The sequence below is a fragment of the Thioalkalivibrio versutus genome (assembly GCF_001020955.1).
Taxonomy (GTDB): domain Bacteria; phylum Pseudomonadota; class Gammaproteobacteria; order Ectothiorhodospirales; family Ectothiorhodospiraceae; genus Thioalkalivibrio; species Thioalkalivibrio versutus.
The window spans coordinates 2,331,634-2,349,281 of record NZ_CP011367.1; the positions used below are offsets into that span (position 1 = coordinate 2,331,634).

At 62.3% G+C, this 17,648-nt stretch carries 12 protein-coding genes, 2 tRNA genes and 1 pseudogene; 6 read left to right on the forward strand and 9 right to left on the reverse strand.

The window, feature by feature from the left end:
- Positions 1–57: 57 nt before the first annotated feature.
- Positions 58–300, forward strand: a complete 243-nt coding sequence (locus TVD_RS10755) for a helix-turn-helix domain-containing protein (protein ID WP_018145164.1) — start codon at positions 58–60, stop codon at positions 298–300.
- A 369-nt stretch (positions 301–669) separates the two neighbouring features.
- Here TVD_RS10755 and TVD_RS14630 read toward each other — a convergent pair whose 3' ends face one another.
- From TVD_RS14630 to TVD_RS10785, 5 genes are all read right to left on the reverse strand, one after another.
- On the reverse strand, positions 670–1,389 hold the full coding sequence (locus TVD_RS14630; protein WP_156167548.1) for a hypothetical protein: 720 nt from the start codon (positions 1,387–1,389) through the stop codon (positions 670–672).
- Complete coding sequence (locus TVD_RS14635) at positions 1,370–4,786, reverse strand: hypothetical protein (protein ID WP_156167550.1); 3,417 nt, start codon at positions 4,784–4,786, stop codon at positions 1,370–1,372. Before TVD_RS14635 ends, TVD_RS14630 begins: the two co-directional genes overlap by 20 nt.
- On the reverse strand, positions 4,783–6,168 hold the full coding sequence (locus TVD_RS14400) for a tyrosine-type recombinase/integrase (protein WP_082119122.1): 1,386 nt from the start codon (positions 6,166–6,168) through the stop codon (positions 4,783–4,785). The genes TVD_RS14635 and TVD_RS14400 overlap by 4 nt, the downstream gene beginning before the upstream one ends.
- A gap of 180 nt (positions 6,169–6,348) precedes the next feature.
- Positions 6,349–6,422, reverse strand: a tRNA-Arg gene (locus TVD_RS10775).
- A 189-nt stretch (positions 6,423–6,611) separates the two neighbouring features.
- A tRNA-Pro gene (locus TVD_RS10785) sits at positions 6,612–6,688 on the reverse strand.
- Between the two features lie 173 nt (positions 6,689–6,861).
- Here TVD_RS10785 and TVD_RS10790 point away from each other — a divergent pair.
- Positions 6,862–7,737 (forward strand): GGDEF domain-containing protein, encoded by an 876-nt coding sequence (locus tag TVD_RS10790; RefSeq protein WP_018938842.1) that lies wholly within the window; start codon positions 6,862–6,864, stop codon positions 7,735–7,737.
- A gap of 122 nt (positions 7,738–7,859) precedes the next feature.
- Complete coding sequence (folD, locus tag TVD_RS10795; protein ID WP_018144036.1) at positions 7,860–8,723, forward strand: bifunctional methylenetetrahydrofolate dehydrogenase/methenyltetrahydrofolate cyclohydrolase FolD; 864 nt, start codon at positions 7,860–7,862, stop codon at positions 8,721–8,723.
- Between the two features lie 50 nt (positions 8,724–8,773).
- On the opposite strand, the gene gltX is transcribed toward folD, so the two are convergent.
- Positions 8,774–10,204 carry a glutamate--tRNA ligase gene (gltX, locus tag TVD_RS10800; RefSeq protein WP_047251594.1) on the reverse strand — a complete coding sequence of 477 codons (1,431 nt, stop codon included), beginning with the start codon at positions 10,202–10,204 and terminating at the stop codon, positions 8,774–8,776.
- A gap of 199 nt (positions 10,205–10,403) precedes the next feature.
- Between gltX and TVD_RS10805 the strand changes: the two genes are divergently transcribed.
- From TVD_RS10805 to TVD_RS15070, 3 genes and pseudogenes are all read left to right on the forward strand, one after another.
- Positions 10,404–10,919 carry a peptidylprolyl isomerase gene (locus TVD_RS10805; RefSeq protein WP_026182001.1) on the forward strand — a complete coding sequence of 172 codons (516 nt, stop codon included), beginning with the start codon at positions 10,404–10,406 and terminating at the stop codon, positions 10,917–10,919.
- Between the two features lie 7 nt (positions 10,920–10,926).
- A complete protein-coding gene (locus TVD_RS10810; RefSeq protein WP_047251595.1) occupies positions 10,927–11,682 on the forward strand; it encodes a UDP-2,3-diacylglucosamine diphosphatase in 756 nt (251 codons plus the stop codon).
- 460 nt (positions 11,683–12,142) lie between these two features.
- Positions 12,143–12,425, forward strand: a pseudogene (locus TVD_RS15070) (hypothetical protein).
- Between the two features lie 253 nt (positions 12,426–12,678).
- On the opposite strand, the gene TVD_RS10815 reads toward TVD_RS15070, so the two are convergent.
- Genes TVD_RS10815 through TVD_RS10825 form a run of 3 tightly spaced genes read right to left on the reverse strand, consistent with a single transcriptional unit; the run spans position 12,679 to position 17,637 of the window.
- Positions 12,679–13,512 carry a ferritin-like domain-containing protein gene (locus tag TVD_RS10815; protein WP_018176103.1) on the reverse strand — a complete coding sequence of 278 codons (834 nt, stop codon included), beginning with the start codon at positions 13,510–13,512 and terminating at the stop codon, positions 12,679–12,681.
- Positions 13,513–13,537: 25 nt separating this feature from the next.
- Positions 13,538–15,121, reverse strand: coding sequence for a multicopper oxidase family protein (locus TVD_RS10820; RefSeq protein WP_018649738.1), 1,584 nt, complete (start codon positions 15,119–15,121; stop codon positions 13,538–13,540).
- Positions 15,118–17,637, reverse strand: a complete 2,520-nt coding sequence (locus TVD_RS10825; protein ID WP_047251596.1) for a heavy metal translocating P-type ATPase — start codon at positions 17,635–17,637, stop codon at positions 15,118–15,120. Before TVD_RS10825 ends, TVD_RS10820 begins: the two co-directional genes overlap by 4 nt.
- Positions 17,638–17,648: the final 11 nt, after the last annotated feature.

Consider the following 17,648-nt stretch of genomic DNA (forward strand, 5'->3'; position numbering starts at 1 on the left):
CCGATTGTCACTCATAGGACGTGGCGGGCGGGTGCGTTGCTGGCTAGCGTCGCTCGGATGTCCGACAGACTGACAGCCGACGACAAAGAGCAGCTACGCCGGTTCGGCCAGCGGATCGCGGAATTGCGGGGCCAGAAAGGTTGGTCGCAGGAGCGTCTGGCGCTGGAGAGCGGACTTGCCCGAAGTTATGTCGGCGGAATCGAGAGAGGGCAGAGGAACCTCGCACTGATCAATATCCTTCGGCTTGCGCGAGCGTTGGCAGCCTCTCCAGCCGACCTGTTCGCACACTGCGAGGCCTAGTCATGGTGGTCGGGGTGCGCCGGGGCATTACGGGGATATCGCCAACACGCCCAAGAAAGTGAACGGGCTGCTCGAGCGGCTCAGCGCCCGCTACGGTAATGAACCACTGTTGTGGGTGTACGAGGCGGGCCCGCGCGGGTATGGGCAGTGCCGGCACATCGTCACCCGCGCCACGAGTGCGAGGTGTTGGCCCCTCGCTGACCCCGAAGCAGGCCGGCGATCGACGCAAGACCGACCGCCGTGTTGCATTGGATCTGGCTCGTCCGTCGCGATCCCGGGAGTTTACCGCCGTCTGGAACTCCGCCCCGGAGGCTGGCCCGAAACCGACGTTTAACCACCAACACTTCACCCGCCCCCAAAACGCACCATTTAACGATCCAAGCGCTCGGCCCCGCACATCACATCGAAATACACCTCGACCTCTTCCTGCTTGAGCAGTGGCTGTGACCGCCGTATCCCCTTACTTACCTCGAGAATGCGATTCTCATGATCCACAACGAAGAACTGCCCGAGTTGGGGGTACCGCGTGATACGGTTAATCGCGTTCGCAAGAAGACGGACCTTCTCTTTTAACTCTAAATTCTGCTCCTTCCATACATCGCCTTCGTCATTGGCTAACTGACCACCGTTTTTATTATCTTCCACCTTTTCGATGTAGCGCCGAAGCCGCGCCACTTCAGCCTTCAAATTTCTCAGCTCCAACTCATGAGAAAGGTCTTCCACCGCCTTAGACCTCGGGCCCTTCGACGTCTGTTGGACGATGCCTTTTTTTGAAAGAAACTGCAAGAGCAACGAAAGGTACTCGCCGTTTCGCATCAATGTCACTTTGCTAACCGGCCTCGGTGCGCGCGGTTTCCTCACGACCCTCCCACCGTCTGCGTCGGCCAAAGCATGGTGAGCCAACACTTTCTCATACTCAGCTCTTTCCAGCTCAGTCAGATGATAGGCGACCGTTTCTGCTAGCGCTGTAACACTATCGAACTTCGAGCGTCCCAACGCTTTAAGAATTTGTTCAATCTGGTCTTTCCGTTTCGAAACCTTTCCTACTTGATATCCCTTGAATGGGTTTTTATTCGGCGCATTCGGCATCGTCCTCCTCCAGCATCCTAAGCAAATTTTGGCCACTTTCAAGAGACCCAAGAATCTCTTCAATTGGCGCACTCAGAACCCCAACGACTTCCGGGTGCGAGAGCCCTCTTGCATCCATAAACGACTTAACCATCGATCGCAGCTCAGCCGCAGGATCAACGTCTAAAGGCATACGGCTTGCAAGCAGTTCCAAGGCCCGCCCCTCTAGCACCAATATGCGCATCTTGAGGTAATCGAATTGGGTTTGTACCTCTTGCGACGTAAAGAGCGGAAACGAAACGTCTTCCGCCAGCCGAGCCAAAAGATATTCCACCTGCTCGCTTGGAAAGGCTTCCCGGCTGAATTTCCTTTTTATAATCTCAGGTTCCATGCCGATCCAGCGTTCAGACGCTGTCATTCCCATCCCGTCTTTTCGGCGCTTATATTCACGCCACAACTCGTGTTCACTTATCGCCCAGCCCGCCAGATCTTCAGCAAGCCGATCACGCTCAGTGTTAATGGCGTCAAGGTCTCCCTCAGCGTACTTCCCTTCTTTGTTACCGAGCTGCTGCGTAAGCTTGCCGAGGCGCTCAATAATTCCCCGCATGCACGCTGTTATTGCAGGAAGATGATCAAGCGCTCTGATCGCATAAGGACATATAGCGCAACGCATCTCAATGCCCTCTCCCACTATGCTAGGGGGGCAAATATTATTGTAGGCACAAATATGTGTCTTATTGAACGCGAGCAAGGGTTGCTCAATTACCGCGTCCAGCCCCTTATCAAGCCCTTCCTCGCCCAGCGCCACACAACCCATCGCGGTGAGCGCTTTTTTTTTGTCTTCCCCAAAGGCACGAACCAGCGCGCTTGATTTCGTGTCAGCAATAGCCGTCTGCTCCGGACGCATTTCAACGATAGGCGCCATGTTACTTTGATGCGCGGCGCGGTGTGCATCCTTAAAAGCTTCATAATCATCATCGTGCAACGTCGCATAGTAATAGACGGTTTGCGACGTCTGTCCCGTAATGAACTTCCCAATGACCTCCGGCGGAAGGTAGTTGAGATAGTTTCTAACGACACTCGCGCGCGTGGAGTGAGGCGTTATGTCAGACACCATCGCCAGAGGCGTATACTCGCCGTCCCGTCCCATAACCGTCCGGATTTCTGAGGCCCTCCTCCCGCGAAGCTCGCCAACACGTCCGTTCGACGGCAGCAGATCAACCAAGCGCACGTTCCCAAACTCGTGCTCGGAGAGAAAGACCTGGAATGCCAATAGAAGTTTCCGGAATATTCGGTCATCTGTGGTTACCCTCTCTGGCTCACCCGTCTTAAGGTTCCAAGAAAACAACGGAAGCAACTTCCCAAACTTGCTGGCCGGATTATTTTGGTAGAAAACTTCACTCTCGAAACCTTTGGCAACGATTCGCCCCCTAAAATCACGCATGTAAGAGAGGAGATCTAACGTTCTAGACGAAACCTGTGGTTTCCACCCTCCGCTTTTGACTTTATCCGTAGGCACCCACAAACTCGTGATGTCTTCGCCTTCCTCGGCGAAGCGATCAAAGTCACAGCCAAGCCAACGAAGGTGCATGTGACGCAATCCAGTCTCGAGTGCCACCAAAATCATCACAAGCCGATTAGGAAAAATCAACCGCGCCCATTTTTGTGATCCTTCATAGTCAACAAAGTGCGTGAACTGAACTTGAAAGACCGAAGGCACCTTTGACACGGGATATGTCTTACCTTGCCAATCCACTGAGACAGTACCCGCTGCGGCCGTAATCTCGTCAAACTTCAGCCCAATATATGAATTATGATCATTCCAATATGACCTAGAGCCAACCGCAAGGCCGGGAACCACAATTTCGTTTCTAAGCGCCATATGGTTGATGCGCTTGACAAACTCTAGATGCGCATAAATAAACGCCACAAACAAACCGAAAAAGCGTTTCGGAATAGGTGTTTTATTCGTCCCGCTTCGCTTTGTAACAGGCGGGACATCGCCCTTTTGAGCGGGATTCAAAAATCCGTTACAGCCTTCTAACGCTTCAGAATTCTTTTCAACAAAGGAGAAGAAGTGGCTAATAAGATTGTGAATACGATAAATGTTGTTCCTGCCCTTTTCGCTTACACCGTAGTAAGTCTCAAGGAACTCGCAAAACGTTAGTGCTGCACCCGCTGGGCGCTCCGATCCAAGGCGAGACCAATGGATAGTCGCTTCAAAGTCTGCAGGATTTTCCGGAATCTTCGCCAATTCTTTATCTGATCCAACAAGATTTGAGTAAAGAGGAAGGTAACAAAAGAGGTAGGCGTTGAATAAGTGAAGCGGATTTAAAGACCTCGCGCTTTCATACCTCCGCTGCCTTGCAAACGAACGCTCCAGCTCGACCCAAGTTGTGACCCGATCAATGTCAACGAGATTGCCCTGCTGTACGGTTTCAATCAATTTATCCGGTGAGAATGCAACCTTTTTGGAGTTGAAAACAATATCAATAATCTTTTCTTCGCTTAATTCAGCGCCTGTCAAATCTATGGATATGGATGGCTGACTACCAACTCGGTCTTTCTTGAAGTCTTGTTCTCGCGACGCTTCCGCTTTTTGAGCAAAGTCTTCGCCTTGCCGGCCAAATAGGCGCCTAACAATTTCAATCAGGGCGGGAATCTGGGCATTCGCGTAAGCATAAAATAAATAGGTGGTGCACTCTTCAACACGCGAGTATTTTGAAAGCCCTTCTTTCTTTCGCAACACCCTCAGCTCACGAATTACATTGAGCGAATGATCGTCGAGTTCATGTGCCCTTATGGCAAGCAAGGTTGAAAATCCGTAGCTGACGAGGTTCTTAACCACGCCTGGGGATACCGGAATGGATTGGCCTGCCATTGTATGGTTCTGCCTAGGCGAAAGAGCGGCCTGCAACAGGGGGGGCATTTGTTCGTAGAGGAAATAGTTTAGCCCCTGTTTTCTGGACAAGGAGTACGGCGGCCTGAAGCGTCCCGGCAAGGTGAGAAGCCCACGCAGATGAAGGAGCATAAGCATAATCTTCAGGCCTTGCTCAAGTGGCCTGGCATACTGCTTACGCCAATCGCCAATCCTTTCGTCTATCTCCTTGCATTGGAAGAGCGCGGCCAAGTGAGCCCTAGAAATAGGCTTTTCGCCTGACCCAGCCCTCTGGCTTAGAATTGCCCAAACCGTATCGAGCCATTCTTTTCCAAAGGTCTTCGCTGCGCCTGGGTGGACGACCAAGAATTTTCGAAGTGCACCAGCGGCCTTCGGACTACGCGCTGTAACATCTTCATAACCGGATACCCTGATCCCAGCGCGCTGTTCGATTTCCTCACAAGCATGACGGAGAGCGCGCGACACTTCTTTATCGATAGATCCATGGCGGTGAAAGGCGAGGTGATCCGACAGGTTCATGCTTCACCTTCGAGAAGGCGATCAGGCTGTAGGGCGTTTTCCATCGACCGTAGCCTAGCGAGGTTTTTTTCAGCGATTTCGATTTTCAATTGATGACTCGACTTTCCATCCACTCCATCATAGATCGAGGCATTCGCAAACGTAATTGCGTCATGTGCGACGCCGCGATCAACAAGCGCGTATCGTTCGGTGTTTCGTAGTGTTTTGTGGCCCATGAAGAGCGAAACAATCGGGAGCTTCAACCCGTATCCACCTTCATTGTTCGGCGCATAGTTGACGAGATATGTCCCGTACATGTGGCGAAGCGAATGTGGGCTATAACTAGCGCACCCGATTTTGCCTGCATATTTCTTGAACTGCTCCCATGTGGAGCTATATCTAGCGAGAGCGAGCGGGAGCGGTTGATTCGAACGACGGGCTTTTTGAAACAGAAAAGGGGAGCAGGAGTCGACGTATTCTGAGTCCATATAAAGCTGGACGTACCGCCAGAATAGTTCGTCGAAGGGCGCAATGAGGAAAGTCCTAGACGTCTTTCTCCCTTTGTAGTGAAGCTTCTCTATTTCTTGCTGTGTGAGCCCCTTATAGAAGCCCGCCGGACGGTTCTTCGGATCCATAATCCGAACCGTTCCGGCGCTTGCATCGATGTCGGTTAGGCAAACCTGTAACGCTTCACTAATGCGCACGCCTGATGCCGCGAGGAGTGCGTATAACGCTCGATCGCGGTAGCTTTTTGGCGTGGTGATCAGATCGACAACGCGGTCGTAAGGGAAGGCCTTGTTTGGCCAGTCTTCAGGGTCAGCGGCTCGGTAGTGTCCCGAGAAGAGATGCTTCTCGATCATCTTGGGCCCGCCCGCGATACACCCGGCGAGCATTGAGTTTGCGATCAATGCCGTCCGTTGGTTTTTTGGGAGAGTCAGCCTTTGAGGGGGCGAAAATAATGCGGTTTTATCAACTTCACGGCCCAGTGCGGCGTGAAGTTGACGTTTGTGCTCAGACAGCCGCAAGAACATCTCAAGCGCCGCATAGGATTGGTTTCGGAATGACGCAGACAGCGGTTCGTAGCCCAGTCTCTCAGCAACCTTCCTCGGCAATCCTTCAGACGCCTGGGTCCCGTATTTGAGCACTGCAGGGTAGCCGGTGACGAGATCGTACAACTGGGCTCTCGATGGCGCAGACCCGAGGACTTTAGCGGCCTCGAAGAGGTAATCAATGAAGTGTGCAGCACGCTCGGAGTATGTTTTCCGCGTTCGGAACGAGAGATGCTGGCTTAGCAATGCGTTGGTGAAGGTGGTGAAAGGGGCGACTTCTTCGCCTGTATCACTAATCAGGCGCCATGATGGCGCTCCCTGGTCTGTCGCCGGTAGAAGTGAAACGTTCAGCACCCATCCCTCCTAATATGCAACTCGAAGAAGCCATATCCAGAAGTATAGGTGCTAATACGCAACTTGCAACAAAGGGGCAGTTGCGTATTAGTCGGCCCTAGAATGCGGAGCAGATAGACAGCGAAGGGAAGGGGGACGGCATCTGCGGATGAAACTGCCGCAGAAACAATTAGTTAGGTGCGCGCACGGGAGGGCTCGAACCTCCAACCTGCGGCTTAGAAGGCCGCTGCTCTATCCGGTTGAGCTACGTGCGCTTAGCAACGATCGACTGCGCCGCAGAGACTGCCTCTTAATGCGCAACTCACTCCACCAGAACTAAGAACCTGCAACCGTCGGCTTAGAAGGCCGATGCTCTATCCGGTTGAGCTACGAGCGCGTTACCGCCGAGCATTGAGGCCATGGCGCCTGATCCGAGCCTGCCGGAAAACCGTGGCCGGGAGCCATGGTCGGGGTAGAGGGATTCGAACCCCCGACATCCTGCTCCCAAAGCAGGCGCGCTACCAGACTGCGCTATACCCCGTCGAGCCGTCCCCGCTAAAGGGCCTACACAGCGAGCGCAGGATGGTAGCCCCGCGAGGGGTTCGCGGTCAACATTCATCAACAGATTCCGCCTGCAATGCCCTCCCCTCGGGCGCGGCCCCGTGCTAACGTCGGCTTGGGACGTTCGCAGGGTCGCGAGCGCGGAGGGGACGGATGCTCGACTGGGTAGCCAACACAGCCATTGTATTGGGGGCAAGCGGCCTCCTGTATGCCCAATGGACACTCGCCCGGCTGCTGCGCGAACTCCCCGAGAGCCGGGTCCGTACCGGCTGGAAGATGATGTTCTTTCTGGTCCCGGTCTTTATCCTCGGCTATTTCGGCTACATCCCGCTAAACTGGGGGCTCTACGAGGGCCTGCCCGACCTCCTGGTGCCGGCCATCTTCCTCCTCGGGGGCTGTTTCGTCTGCACCGTGGTCGGTCTGACCCACAGCTCGGTGGAGAAGATCCGCCACATTACGCGGCTGGAACACGAATCCATCACCGACCCGCTGACCGGCCTGTTCAACCGCCGGCACATGGATCGCCGGCTGGACGAGGAGGTATCCCGCGCCCGGCGCTACGGCCAGCCATTGTCCGTCGTGATGCTGGATATCGACCAGTTCAAGCCGATCAATGACCGCCTGGGCCACCTGATCGGGGACTACATCCTGACGACCCTGGCCGAACGCATGCAGCAAGTCCTGCGGCGCTCCGACCTTGCCGCGCGCTTCGGCGGGGAGGAGTTCGTCGTCGTCGCCCCGCATACCGACCTCAAGGCAGCCATGGCGCTGGGCGAGAAGCTGCGCGAAGCCATATCCGGCCACCCGATCACCCTGACCGGGCACCAGGCCGCCCCGCCCTGCGCACCGGACACCCTGACGGTCACGGTCAGCGTCGGCATCGCCAGCCTCGACGCGAACCCGAAATCCAGGGACACCGCCGAGACCCTGATTGCCCGTGCCGACGACGCGCTCTATCGCGCCAAACAGGACGGGCGCAACCGCTGCGAGGCCAGCGCGCCCGCAAGCGGCCTCTCGGCGGCCCTGTAGCCAGGCACCTCCGCTGGCCGAGGCATCCGCCTCGCCCCCATGCAGATTCCGCCCGGCAAATCGCTTGAGCCCCCGCGCCCGCCATGGGAAGATCGCGGGCGTTCCCCCGGAGGCGAGACCCCATGACGGCCCAGATCATCGATGGACGCGCGATTGGCCAGACCCACCGCGCAAGAATCGCGACCGAGATCGAATCCATGACCGCCCGCGACCTGCGTCCGCCGGGCCTCGCCGTGGTGCTGGTCGGGACCAACCCGGCCTCCGAGGTCTATGTGCGCAACAAGCGCAAGGCCTGCGAACAGGTGGGTGTGGTCTCGCACTCCTATGACCTGCCCGCGGGCACGCCGCAGACCGATCTGCTGGCGCTGATCGACCAGCTCAATGCCGACCGCACCATCGACGGCATCCTGGTCCAGCTGCCGCTGCCGGATCACATTGACCCCGAGACGGTGATCGAGCGCATCTCCCCGGCCAAGGACGTGGACGGCTTCCACCCGTACAACGTCGGCCGCCTGGTGGCGCGCGTGCCGCGCCTGCGCCCCTGCACCCCCTGGGGCGTCATCCAGCTGCTGCGGCATATCGAGGAACCGTTCAAGGGCCGCACGGCGTGCGTGATCGGCGCCTCCAATATCGTCGGCCGACCCATGGCCCTGGAACTGCTGCTGGCCGGTGCGACCCCGACCATCTGCCATCGCTTCACCCCGGATACCGCCGCCATTGCACGGCACTCCGACATCGTGGTCGCCGCGGTCGGCAAGCCCGGCCTGGTCAAGGGTGACTGGATCAAGCCCGGCGCCACCGTGATCGACATCGGCATCAACCGCCGCGACGACGGCACCCTGACCGGCGACGTGGAGTTCGACGCCGCCGCCGAGAAGGCCGCCTGGATCACGCCCGTGCCGGGCGGGGTCGGCCCGATGACCGTGGCGATGCTGCTGGACAACACCCTGCGCGCCCGCGCCTTCGGGACCCACGAAGCGGCCTGAACGATGGCGTCCAGCGCCCGCCTGCGGGCGGGCGCTTGCTTCTCGCAGGTTCAGCCCGCTGCGTGACGACGCGCGGCTTCCAGCCGCAAACGCACGCGCTCGCGCCCCAGATACTCCCAGATTCGCGGCAGCTCCGGCCCAAAGGTCTGCCCGGACAACGCCGCCCGCAACGGCATGAACAGCTTGCGCCCCTTGCGTTCGGTGGCCTGCCCCACCGCCTTGGCCAGGGCGGGAAAATCCTCGGCCGCATCCAGCGCCTCCAGCCCCGCGCTAAAGAACTCCGCGCCGGCGGCCGTCAGTTCCTCGCGCGCGGCCGCGCTGTACGGCGCCGGATCGGCGGCGAACGCCGCGACCCACAGGGGCGCCTCCTCGGCGCGGGTGATGTTGTCGCGCAGCAGCCGCGCCAACGCCGGGCGCTGCTCGGCAGCCACCGCCTCCAGCACCCCCGCCGCCTCCAGGTAGGCCTGCATCTCGGCATCCGAAAGGCTGCGCAGGGCCTCTGACTGCCAGTGATCCAGCTGCTGCGGATCATGCCGCGCCGCGCTGTGACCAATACGCTCGGGGCTGAATCCGGCCGCCAGCTCCGTGGGCGACAGCAGGGCATCGCTCTCGTAGCGATGCCCAAGACGCGCCAGGTGGTTCAGGATCGCGACCGGCAGATAGCCCTTCGTCCGCAACTCCTCGACGCTCGCGGAACCATTGCGCTTGGACAGCGGCGCCCCGTCCTGCCCCATCACCAGCGGCAGGTGGTGATACGCGGGTGCCGCGAGGCCCAGCGCCTCCAGCAGCAGCATCTGCCGCGGCGTGTTGGCGATATGGTCCTCGCCGCGGACCACGTCGGTCACGCCCATCAGGGCATCATCGATCGCGTTGGAGAAGAAGAAGGCCGGCGTGCCATCGGAGCGGCGAATCACGAAATCACCGATCTCGTCGGTACGGAAGCTGACCGGCCCACGCACCCCGTCCTCGAAGCGGATGGTCCGGCCCAGTGGCACACGAAAACGCAGCGTGGGCTTTTGCCCCTCGGCCTCGCGCCGGCCGCCCTCCTCCGCACTCAGATGGGCGCAGGTCCCGGGATAGCGCGGCGGCTTGCCCTGGGCACGCATGCGCTTGCGCCCGCGCTCCAGCTCTGCGGGCGAACAGAAGCAGGGATAGGCAAGCCCCTTGTCGATCAGCTGGCTGTAATAGCCCGCATAGAGTTCGCCGCGCTCGGACTGCGCGTAGGGGCCTGCATCGCCCCCGGCACCAAAGCCTTCGTCCCAGTCCAGCCCGAGCCAGCGCAGATCGCGCTGCAGCGCGTCAACGAACTCCGGGCGCGAGCGCTCGGCGTCGGTGTCCTCGATGCGCAGCAGGAAATGCCCTCCGCGCGAACGGGCCCGCAGGGCGCTGAACAGCGCCGTGCGTACATTGCCCAGGTGCAACAGGCCGGTGGGACTGGGGGCGAATCGGGTGCGGATTATCGAGTTCGTCATCGCGCGCATGGTAGCGGAGCGTCCACCGGCTCACCAGCGCCTCGCCCTCACGCCCACACACACTTCCGGCATGCTGGCAGGCCTTGCCAGTGGCGGGTACCATTGCCGGTCTTATCTTCCGGAGGTCAGTCCAATGCAACGCATCCGCACCCGGCTCGGCGTCGTGCTGGCCACCCTGCTGATCACCCTCTTCACATCAGGAGCCCTCATGGCCGACACCCATCCGCAGGTCGCAATCGAAACCAACCACGGCCGCATCGTGCTGGAACTCAACGCCGAAGCCGCCCCGGAGACGGTCGCCAACTTCCTCTCCTACGTGGATGACGGCTTCTTCGACGGCACGATCTTTCACCGCGTGATCCCGGGCTTCATGGTCCAGGGCGGCGGTTTCGACAAGGATATGAACCAGAAGTCCGCGGGCGAGCCGATCCGCAACGAAGCGGACAACGGCCTGAAGAACGAGGTCGGTGCGATCTCCATGGCGCGTACCCAGGACCCGCATTCCGCCACCGCGCAGTTCTTCATCAACGTGAACGACAACGACTTCCTGAACCACACGGCCCCGAACGCGCAGGGCTGGGGCTATGCCGTGTTCGGCAAGGTCTCCGAGGGCATGGACGTGGTGCGCAAGATCGAGGCCCTTCCCACCGGCCGCGCCGGCATGCATCAGGACGTGCCGCAGGAGCCGGTCGTGATGGAAAGCGTCAAGCGCGTCGAGGACTAACCTCTTCGTGAGTGCCCGCGCGCCGGCCCTGGTCATCTCCGACCTGCATCTGGATCGCGAACCCGGCCCCCTGCTCGAGGCCACGCTCGCCTTCCTCGAAGGGCCGGCGCGCGCGGCCTCCTCTCTGTACATCCTCGGCGACCTGTTCGAGTACTGGGTCGGCGACGACGCCGGCTTTCCCGCTGCCGAACGGCTCGCCGCAGGCCTGAAGACCCTGGACATCCCGGTTGCCTTTATCCATGGCAATCGGGATTTTCTCGTGGGCGAGGCCTACGCCGCGCGCGCGGGGATGCAGCTGGCTCCCGACCCCCTGCATGCGGCACTGCCCTGCGGACCCGCCGTGCTCCTGCACGGTGACTCCCTGTGCACCGACGACACCGAACACATGGCGTTTCGCCAGCAGGTACGCAGTGGCGAATGGCAACGGACGTTTCTCGCCCATCCGCTGGAAGAACGCATCCGCCAGGCCGAAGCCATGCGCGCCGCCAGCCGCGACAGCGGCCAGATGAAGGCCGCCGCGATCATGGACGTCAATGCCGAGGCGGTCGCCGGCACCTTCCGTGACGCCGACGTCCCGCTGATGATCCACGGCCACACCCACCGCCCGGCGATCCATGAGCTGACCGTCGACGGCCAGCCACGCCAACGCTGCGTCCTGCCCGCCTGGGACGAACATCCGGGATACCTGGAGATCGACGCGACGGGCCCCGTCCTGCGCCAACTCGACGGCTCGCCCTACCCCGAACACCTCCTCTGCACCTGATCGAATCCGCCACAGCGAGTGTTGTGGGAGCGGGCTTGCCCGCGAACGCCCCCGCCAAGCCCTAATAGACAGGCCACAGGGTCCCGAATCGTATCCGTACGAAGATAGCCTTTTACGTCGAGGCTAGGCCTGGTTCGGCAACCGGTGTTTACGGTGGCTCCGGTCCGCCGCCTGCCAGGCGCTCTCTCGCGAGCGCACCGCGAGGTACTTCTTTGCTCGTGCAAAGAAGTACCCAAGAAACACGCCCGACTGCCGCGACCCCGGCCCGCTGCGCGGGCCGGGGTTTCCCTCGCTCCGAGGCTTTTCGCGGGCGGCGCTGAACTCGCTACGCTGCGCTTCGCTCAGACATCCAGCGCCCCGTGTCTATTTAGAATCGTCCCGCGAAAAGCCTCTCCACTCGGCGCGACGACAACGGGGAGGCAGGTCCAAACAACGGCTATCCCCGCGTGCTTGCCAGTGGATGATGGCTAGGTGTTCATACATCTTCCGCACGCTCGGCCTTCGGCCGTTGCGTGCCGCGCCCGCAGAGCGGGCGCCGGGGGGCGTAGGATGTGATGAGCGCAGCGAATCGCATCCGGGTTTCGCGCGGCGTGGGAAACGGTGCGTTTCGCTGCGCTCAACCGCACCCTACGGGGTGCGGGCTGGTTGCTGGTGTCTGGATACCGCCTGTTTTGACCTTCTTCTCCCTTATGGAGCCCCTCGCGGAGGGCGTGATGGGCCGGGAGAAGGCGCTGGATGTCTGAGCCAAGCGCAGCGCAGCGAGTTCAGCGCCGCCGGCCCAGCGCGTCCGGAGCGAGGTTCCCGGGCGAAATCCGGGTGCCCTTCTTTGGGTACTTTCTTGGGCAAGCAAGAAAGTACCTCGCGGTGCGCTGGCGAGTGAGCGCGTGGCAGGCGGCGGACCGAAGGCACCGTAAATACCGGAGGACGAACCAGGGCCAGCCTTAGTGCGCAAGAGAACGCTCGGTATTGATGCGATTCGCTGCGCTCATCGGCATCCTACAGCGAGGTCGGGGCGGCCTGGGCCTCCAGTTGCGCCATCTCGGATTCGGTGAAGCCGGCGGCGCGGCGTGCCGCGTGCGCGAATGGTGGGCGCACGCGGCCGGGCATGTATTCGGCCAGCAGGTCGAGGAACAGCGGTTCGGGATCGAGACCGCGTGCCCGGGCCAGTTCGCGGAACCAGTGCGTACCGATCGCCACGTGCGCGACCTCCTCGCGCTGGATGATCTCCAAAAGGGCCACGGTGTCGGTGTCGCCCGCCGCTTCCAGCCGCTGGATCATGCCCGGGGTTACGTCCAGCCCGCGCGCCTCCAGTACCCGCGGCACCAGCGCCATGCGCACCATCACGTCGTGGTCGGTCGCCAGCGCCGCCTCCCACAAGCCGTTGTGGGCCGCCAGATCCCCGTAGTCCGCACCCAGCTCGAGGAGACGCGCCCGCAGCAACCGGAAGTGCCGCGCCTCCTCTGCCGCGACCTGCAGCCAGTCGCTGACAAACGGCGCCGGCATGTCGCGGAAGCGGTACACGGCATCCAGCGCCAGGTTGATCGCATTGAACTCGATGTGCGCCACCGCATGCACCAGCGCGACCCGACCGGCAGTGGTATTCAGTCCACGCCGCGGCAGCTCCTTCGGATGCACCAGCACCGGCCGCTCCGGCCGCCCCGGCACCTCCATGCGTTGCGGCGCGGGGGCATCCGTTCCCTCCAGCTCATCCGCCCACCAGGCGCGCGCCAACTCCAGCACACGCTCGCACTTGGCCTCCGGGTCGCAATCGCGCAGGGCGGCCTCGGCCGCGCGGTAGACGGCCGGGTGCGGCCGCGGTCTTTCGCTCATGGCATCCCTCTGTCGCTACGCACGGTCAGGCCCGGACGCGCACGTTCACCATCATGTCGTTGTCCTCGTGCTCCAGATTATGACAGTGGAACACGTAGAGCTGATCGCCATCGTAGTGATGGGTGAAGTCGATCGCGATGCGCACCGTCTCGCCCGGCCACAGCAGGACCGTGTCCTTCCAGCCCAGGTCCGTGACGGTCAGGCCTTCATCGTTCACGGCCTGCTGGCGCACAAAGTCCGGACCGCCTGAACGTGACAGCACCTGGAACGAGAAGCCATGGATATGCATCGGATGCGGCATGCTGCGGTCCGCATTGCGGATCGTCCACACCTCCCGCGTATTGGCATCCACCTCGATCGGCACCCGGTCAGGAGCGTACGTCTCTCCGTTGATGCGCCACTGCATCGGTGCCATGTCCAGACGGATATCCCGTTCGCCGGCATCCGTCACGTCGATGGGCTCGATCCGCGACAAACGCTCGGGCACCTCGGCGGTGACCGCCTCGCCCTCGCGGACCACGAACTCGAGCAATGCGAGCGGATCGCCGTCGTGCATGCCGCCACCCATCATGCGACCCATGCCGCCGCCCATGCCACGCCCCATCATTCCGCCGCCCATGCCGCCACCGGCCATCGGGTCGAATTCCAGGCTGTGCAGCTCGACCCGGTCGCCTCCGGCAAACGCGGCGAAGTCAACCAGGACCTCCAGGCGTTCTCCCGGCGACAGGAAGGCCTCCCGGGCCTCCCGGGGCGACTCCAGCAGCCCCGCGTCCGTGCCGATGACCCGGAACGGAATGGCCTGACCCTCGGCGCGCAGGGCCAGCCGGTAGATCCGGGCGGTGGAGCCGTTCAGCAGGCGCAGGCGATGGATACGCCGCTCCACCTCGTGCGTCGCGGCCGGCGTCATGTTCACCAGCACCTCGTCGCCGAGATAGCCCATCATCCCCTGCATCGGGTTCGGCCGGTACACCAGATGGCCGAGCCGGTCGAAGCGCTTGTCCTGCAGTACCAGCGGCAGGTCGGTCGTGCCCAGCTCCAGCCCCAGCGCCTCGTTCAGCGCCTCGTTGTCGTCGTCGCTCACCAGCAGGAAGCTCGCCAGCCCCTGGTGGGCCTGGCGCGCGGTCCGGTGATGGGCATGGGTGTGATACCAGTAGGTACCGCCACGGTTGGTCACTTTGAAGCGGTATTCGTACTGCTCACCGGGGTCGACCGTATGGATCGGATGGCCGTCCACCCGGCCCGGAACATGCAGGCCATGCCAGTGGATGATCGTGCCCTCGTCGAGCTGGTTGTCCAGGGTCACGTCCAGTTCATCGCCGGTGCGCAACAAGAGGATCGGATTCTGGTATTCATGGCCGTTCATCTGCGTCCGGTACCAGAGGAACGGGGTCTCCTCGCGCCCCGGCACCGGCAGCCACCCCTGCTCCGCGACCAGGGTGAACGGCTTGTTGGGTGCGAGCACCGCAAACGGGCCGTCCGCGCCGGGCAGAAACAGGGCGTTGTCGAAACGGGGGGCGGACACTGCATGGTTGAACAGGCTCCAACCGCCGAATGTGGTGATGACGGGAAGCGCCGCGGCCAGCCCCAGAAACTGACGTCGTTTCATCATTGCTTTTCTCCAGTACGGGATGCCGGCATGCTCCGGCGCAGCAGAATGGAATTGCCGATCACCGAGAGCGAGCTGGCGGTCATCGCGACCACACCGATCATCGGGTGCAGCAGCCCGGCCGCGGCGATCGGGATCGCGGCGCTGTTGTAGCCCCAGGCCCAGAACAGGTTCTGCACGATCTTGCGGAAGGTCAGCCGCGACAGCTGGACGGCCTCGACGACCTTGGTCAGCTCCCCGCGCACCAGGGTCACGTCCGCGGCCTCGATCGCGACGTCGGCGCCGGCCCCGATCGCGATGCCGACATTGGCCTGCTGCAGGGCCGGGGCGTCGTTGATGCCGTCGCCGACCATTGCCACGTGCTCGCCGTACTCCTTTTGCAACTCGCGAATGGCCTCGACCTTGCCCTCCGGCAACACCCCGGCGCGCACCTCGTCGATCCCTACCTGAGCGGCCACGGCATTCGCGGTGCGCTCGTTGTCGCCGGTGACCATCACGCAGCGGATGCCGAGGGCATGCAGTTGTTCGATCGCGGCCTGCGACTCTTCCTTGAGCGTATCGGCGACCGCGACAACGCCAGCCGGCCGGTCGCCGATAGCCACCAGCATCGCGGTCTTGCCGGCATCCTCCAGTTCCCGCAACGGCCCAAGCAGGGCCGACGGATCCAGGCCCTGCTCCTCCAGCAGGCGCTGGCTGCCCACCAGCACCCGTTCGCCGTCCAGGCGGGCCTCCACACCGCGCGCGGTGTGTGACTGGAACTGCTCGACCTCGGCGACCTCCAGGCCCCTGTCGCGCGCCCCTTGCACGATGGCATCGGCCAGCGGGTGTGCGGAACCGGCCTCGACGGCCGCCGCCGCCCGCAGCACTCGGGACTCGTCAAAGCCTTCGGCCGGGAGGACGTCGGTCAGCGCGGGCTTCCCCCGGGTAATGGTGCCGGTCTTGTCGAGCACGATCACCGCAATGTCCTTGAGCGTCTGGATCGCGGAGCCCGAGCGGATCAACACGCCCCGCTCGGCCCCCATGCCGGACCCGACCATCAGCGCGGTGGGCGTGGCCAGCCCCAGCGCACAGGGGCAGGCAATGACCAGCACGGCGATCGCCGCCAGGATCGCCAGCACCAGCGGCGGGCGCTCGGAATCGACCCAGGGCAGGAAGCCCTCGCCCCAGACCAGGATCGGCTGCAACGCCCCGGAGAATGCCAGCCAGGCCGCGAACGACGCCAGCGCGATCACCAGCACCGCCGGCACGAAGCGCGCGGTGATGCGGTCCGCCAGTTCCTGCACCGGCACGCGCGAGCCCTGCGCCTCGTTGACCAGTCGGATTACCTGCGAAAGGAAGGTATCGGCGCCGACGCGGGTGGCGCGCACCTTCAATCGCCCCTGTTGGTTCAGGGTGGCGCCGAGGACGGTGTCGCCCTCGCCCTTGTCCACCGGGACCGACTCGCCGGTGGCAATGGACTCGTCCACGGTGCTTTCGCCGGCCACCACCTCGCCATCGGTCGGCACCTTCTCGCCCGGGCGCACGATCATCACGTCGCCCACCTGGAGCGACTTGACCGACACCTCGACCTCCTCGCCATCACGCTCGACCCGGGCGGTCTTCGCACCCAGGTCCAGCAGCTTGCGGATCGCCGAGGAGGCCTCGCCCTTCGCGCGATACTCCAGATAGCGCCCGAGCATATGGAAGGCCATGATGGTCGCCGCCATCTCGATGAACGAGGTCATCGGATAGACGAAACCAACCAGCCCGATCAGGTAGGGCGGCAGCGAGCCCATGGAGATCAGCACGTCCATGTTCAGATTGCCGCTTTTCAGCGAACGCCAGGCGGAGCGATGCGTGGCCGCGCCCCCCGCCAGGAACACCACCGGGAAGGCCAGCAACGCAATGATCAGCAGATAGCCGGGGATCGGCTGCCAGAACATGTGCGGCATCATCAGGACCATGATCGCGATGGTCGGCACCATCGCGAACCACAGACGGTTCCAGGCCTGCTTCACGTAGGCGGCGTCGATCGCCGCGTCGTCCGCCTCGCTGGCGGCGTCGTCGGTCTCCACCGCCGCCACGTCGTAGCCGGCCCCCTCCACAGCCGCGCGCAGGGCCTCGCCATCGGGCCCGTCCGCCGCCACCTCCACTGTGACCCGATGGTCGGAGATGTTGGTGCGTATGGATTCGATCCCGTCGAGCTTCTCGATCGCCGCGCGCACGATGCCGGCGCAGTGATCCGAGCCCATGCCCGGCACCACCAGCCGCACCGAACCGGAACCCCCGGCCTCGCCCTCGACCTGCGCGACGTCGTAGCCGGCGCCCTCCACCGCGGCGCGCAGCCCCTGCGGGTCCACCTGGTCGGGGTCATACCCCACCGTCACCCGGTGCCGGGCGATATTGGTTCCCACCGAGGTCACCCCCGGGGTCTTTTCCAGCGCCGCGCGCACGATGCCCCCGCAGTGGTCCGATCCCATTCCGGGGACGATGACCACCGCCTCGCGTGCGGTCGCCGGCTTCGTTTCTGACGTCGTCATCGCGTGACTCC

Bases quoted from the DNA above. Each gene is read 5' to 3' on its own strand.
- TVD_RS10755 (WP_018145164.1), top strand. From the start codon at position 58: ATGTCCGACAGACTGACAGCCGACGACAAAGAGCAGCTACGCCGGTTC.
- TVD_RS10815 (WP_018176103.1), bottom strand. From the start codon at position 13,512: ATGAGCGAAAGACCGCGGCCGCACCCGGCCGTCTACCGCGCGGCCGAG.
- TVD_RS10790 (WP_018938842.1), top strand. From the start codon at position 6,862: ATGCTCGACTGGGTAGCCAACACAGCCATTGTATTGGGGGCAAGCGGC.
- TVD_RS10805 (WP_026182001.1), top strand. From the start codon at position 10,404: ATGGCCGACACCCATCCGCAGGTCGCAATCGAAACCAACCACGGCCGC.
- gltX (WP_047251594.1), bottom strand. From the start codon at position 10,204: ATGCGCGCGATGACGAACTCGATAATCCGCACCCGATTCGCCCCCAGT.
- TVD_RS10825 (WP_047251596.1), bottom strand. From the start codon at position 17,637: ATGACGACGTCAGAAACGAAGCCGGCGACCGCACGCGAGGCGGTGGTC.
- folD (WP_018144036.1), top strand. From the start codon at position 7,860: ATGACGGCCCAGATCATCGATGGACGCGCGATTGGCCAGACCCACCGC.
- TVD_RS14630 (WP_156167548.1), bottom strand. From the start codon at position 1,389: ATGCCGAATGCGCCGAATAAAAACCCATTCAAGGGATATCAAGTAGGA.
- TVD_RS14635 (WP_156167550.1), bottom strand. From the start codon at position 4,786: ATGAACCTGTCGGATCACCTCGCCTTTCACCGCCATGGATCTATCGAT.
- TVD_RS10820 (WP_018649738.1), bottom strand. From the start codon at position 15,121: ATGATGAAACGACGTCAGTTTCTGGGGCTGGCCGCGGCGCTTCCCGTC.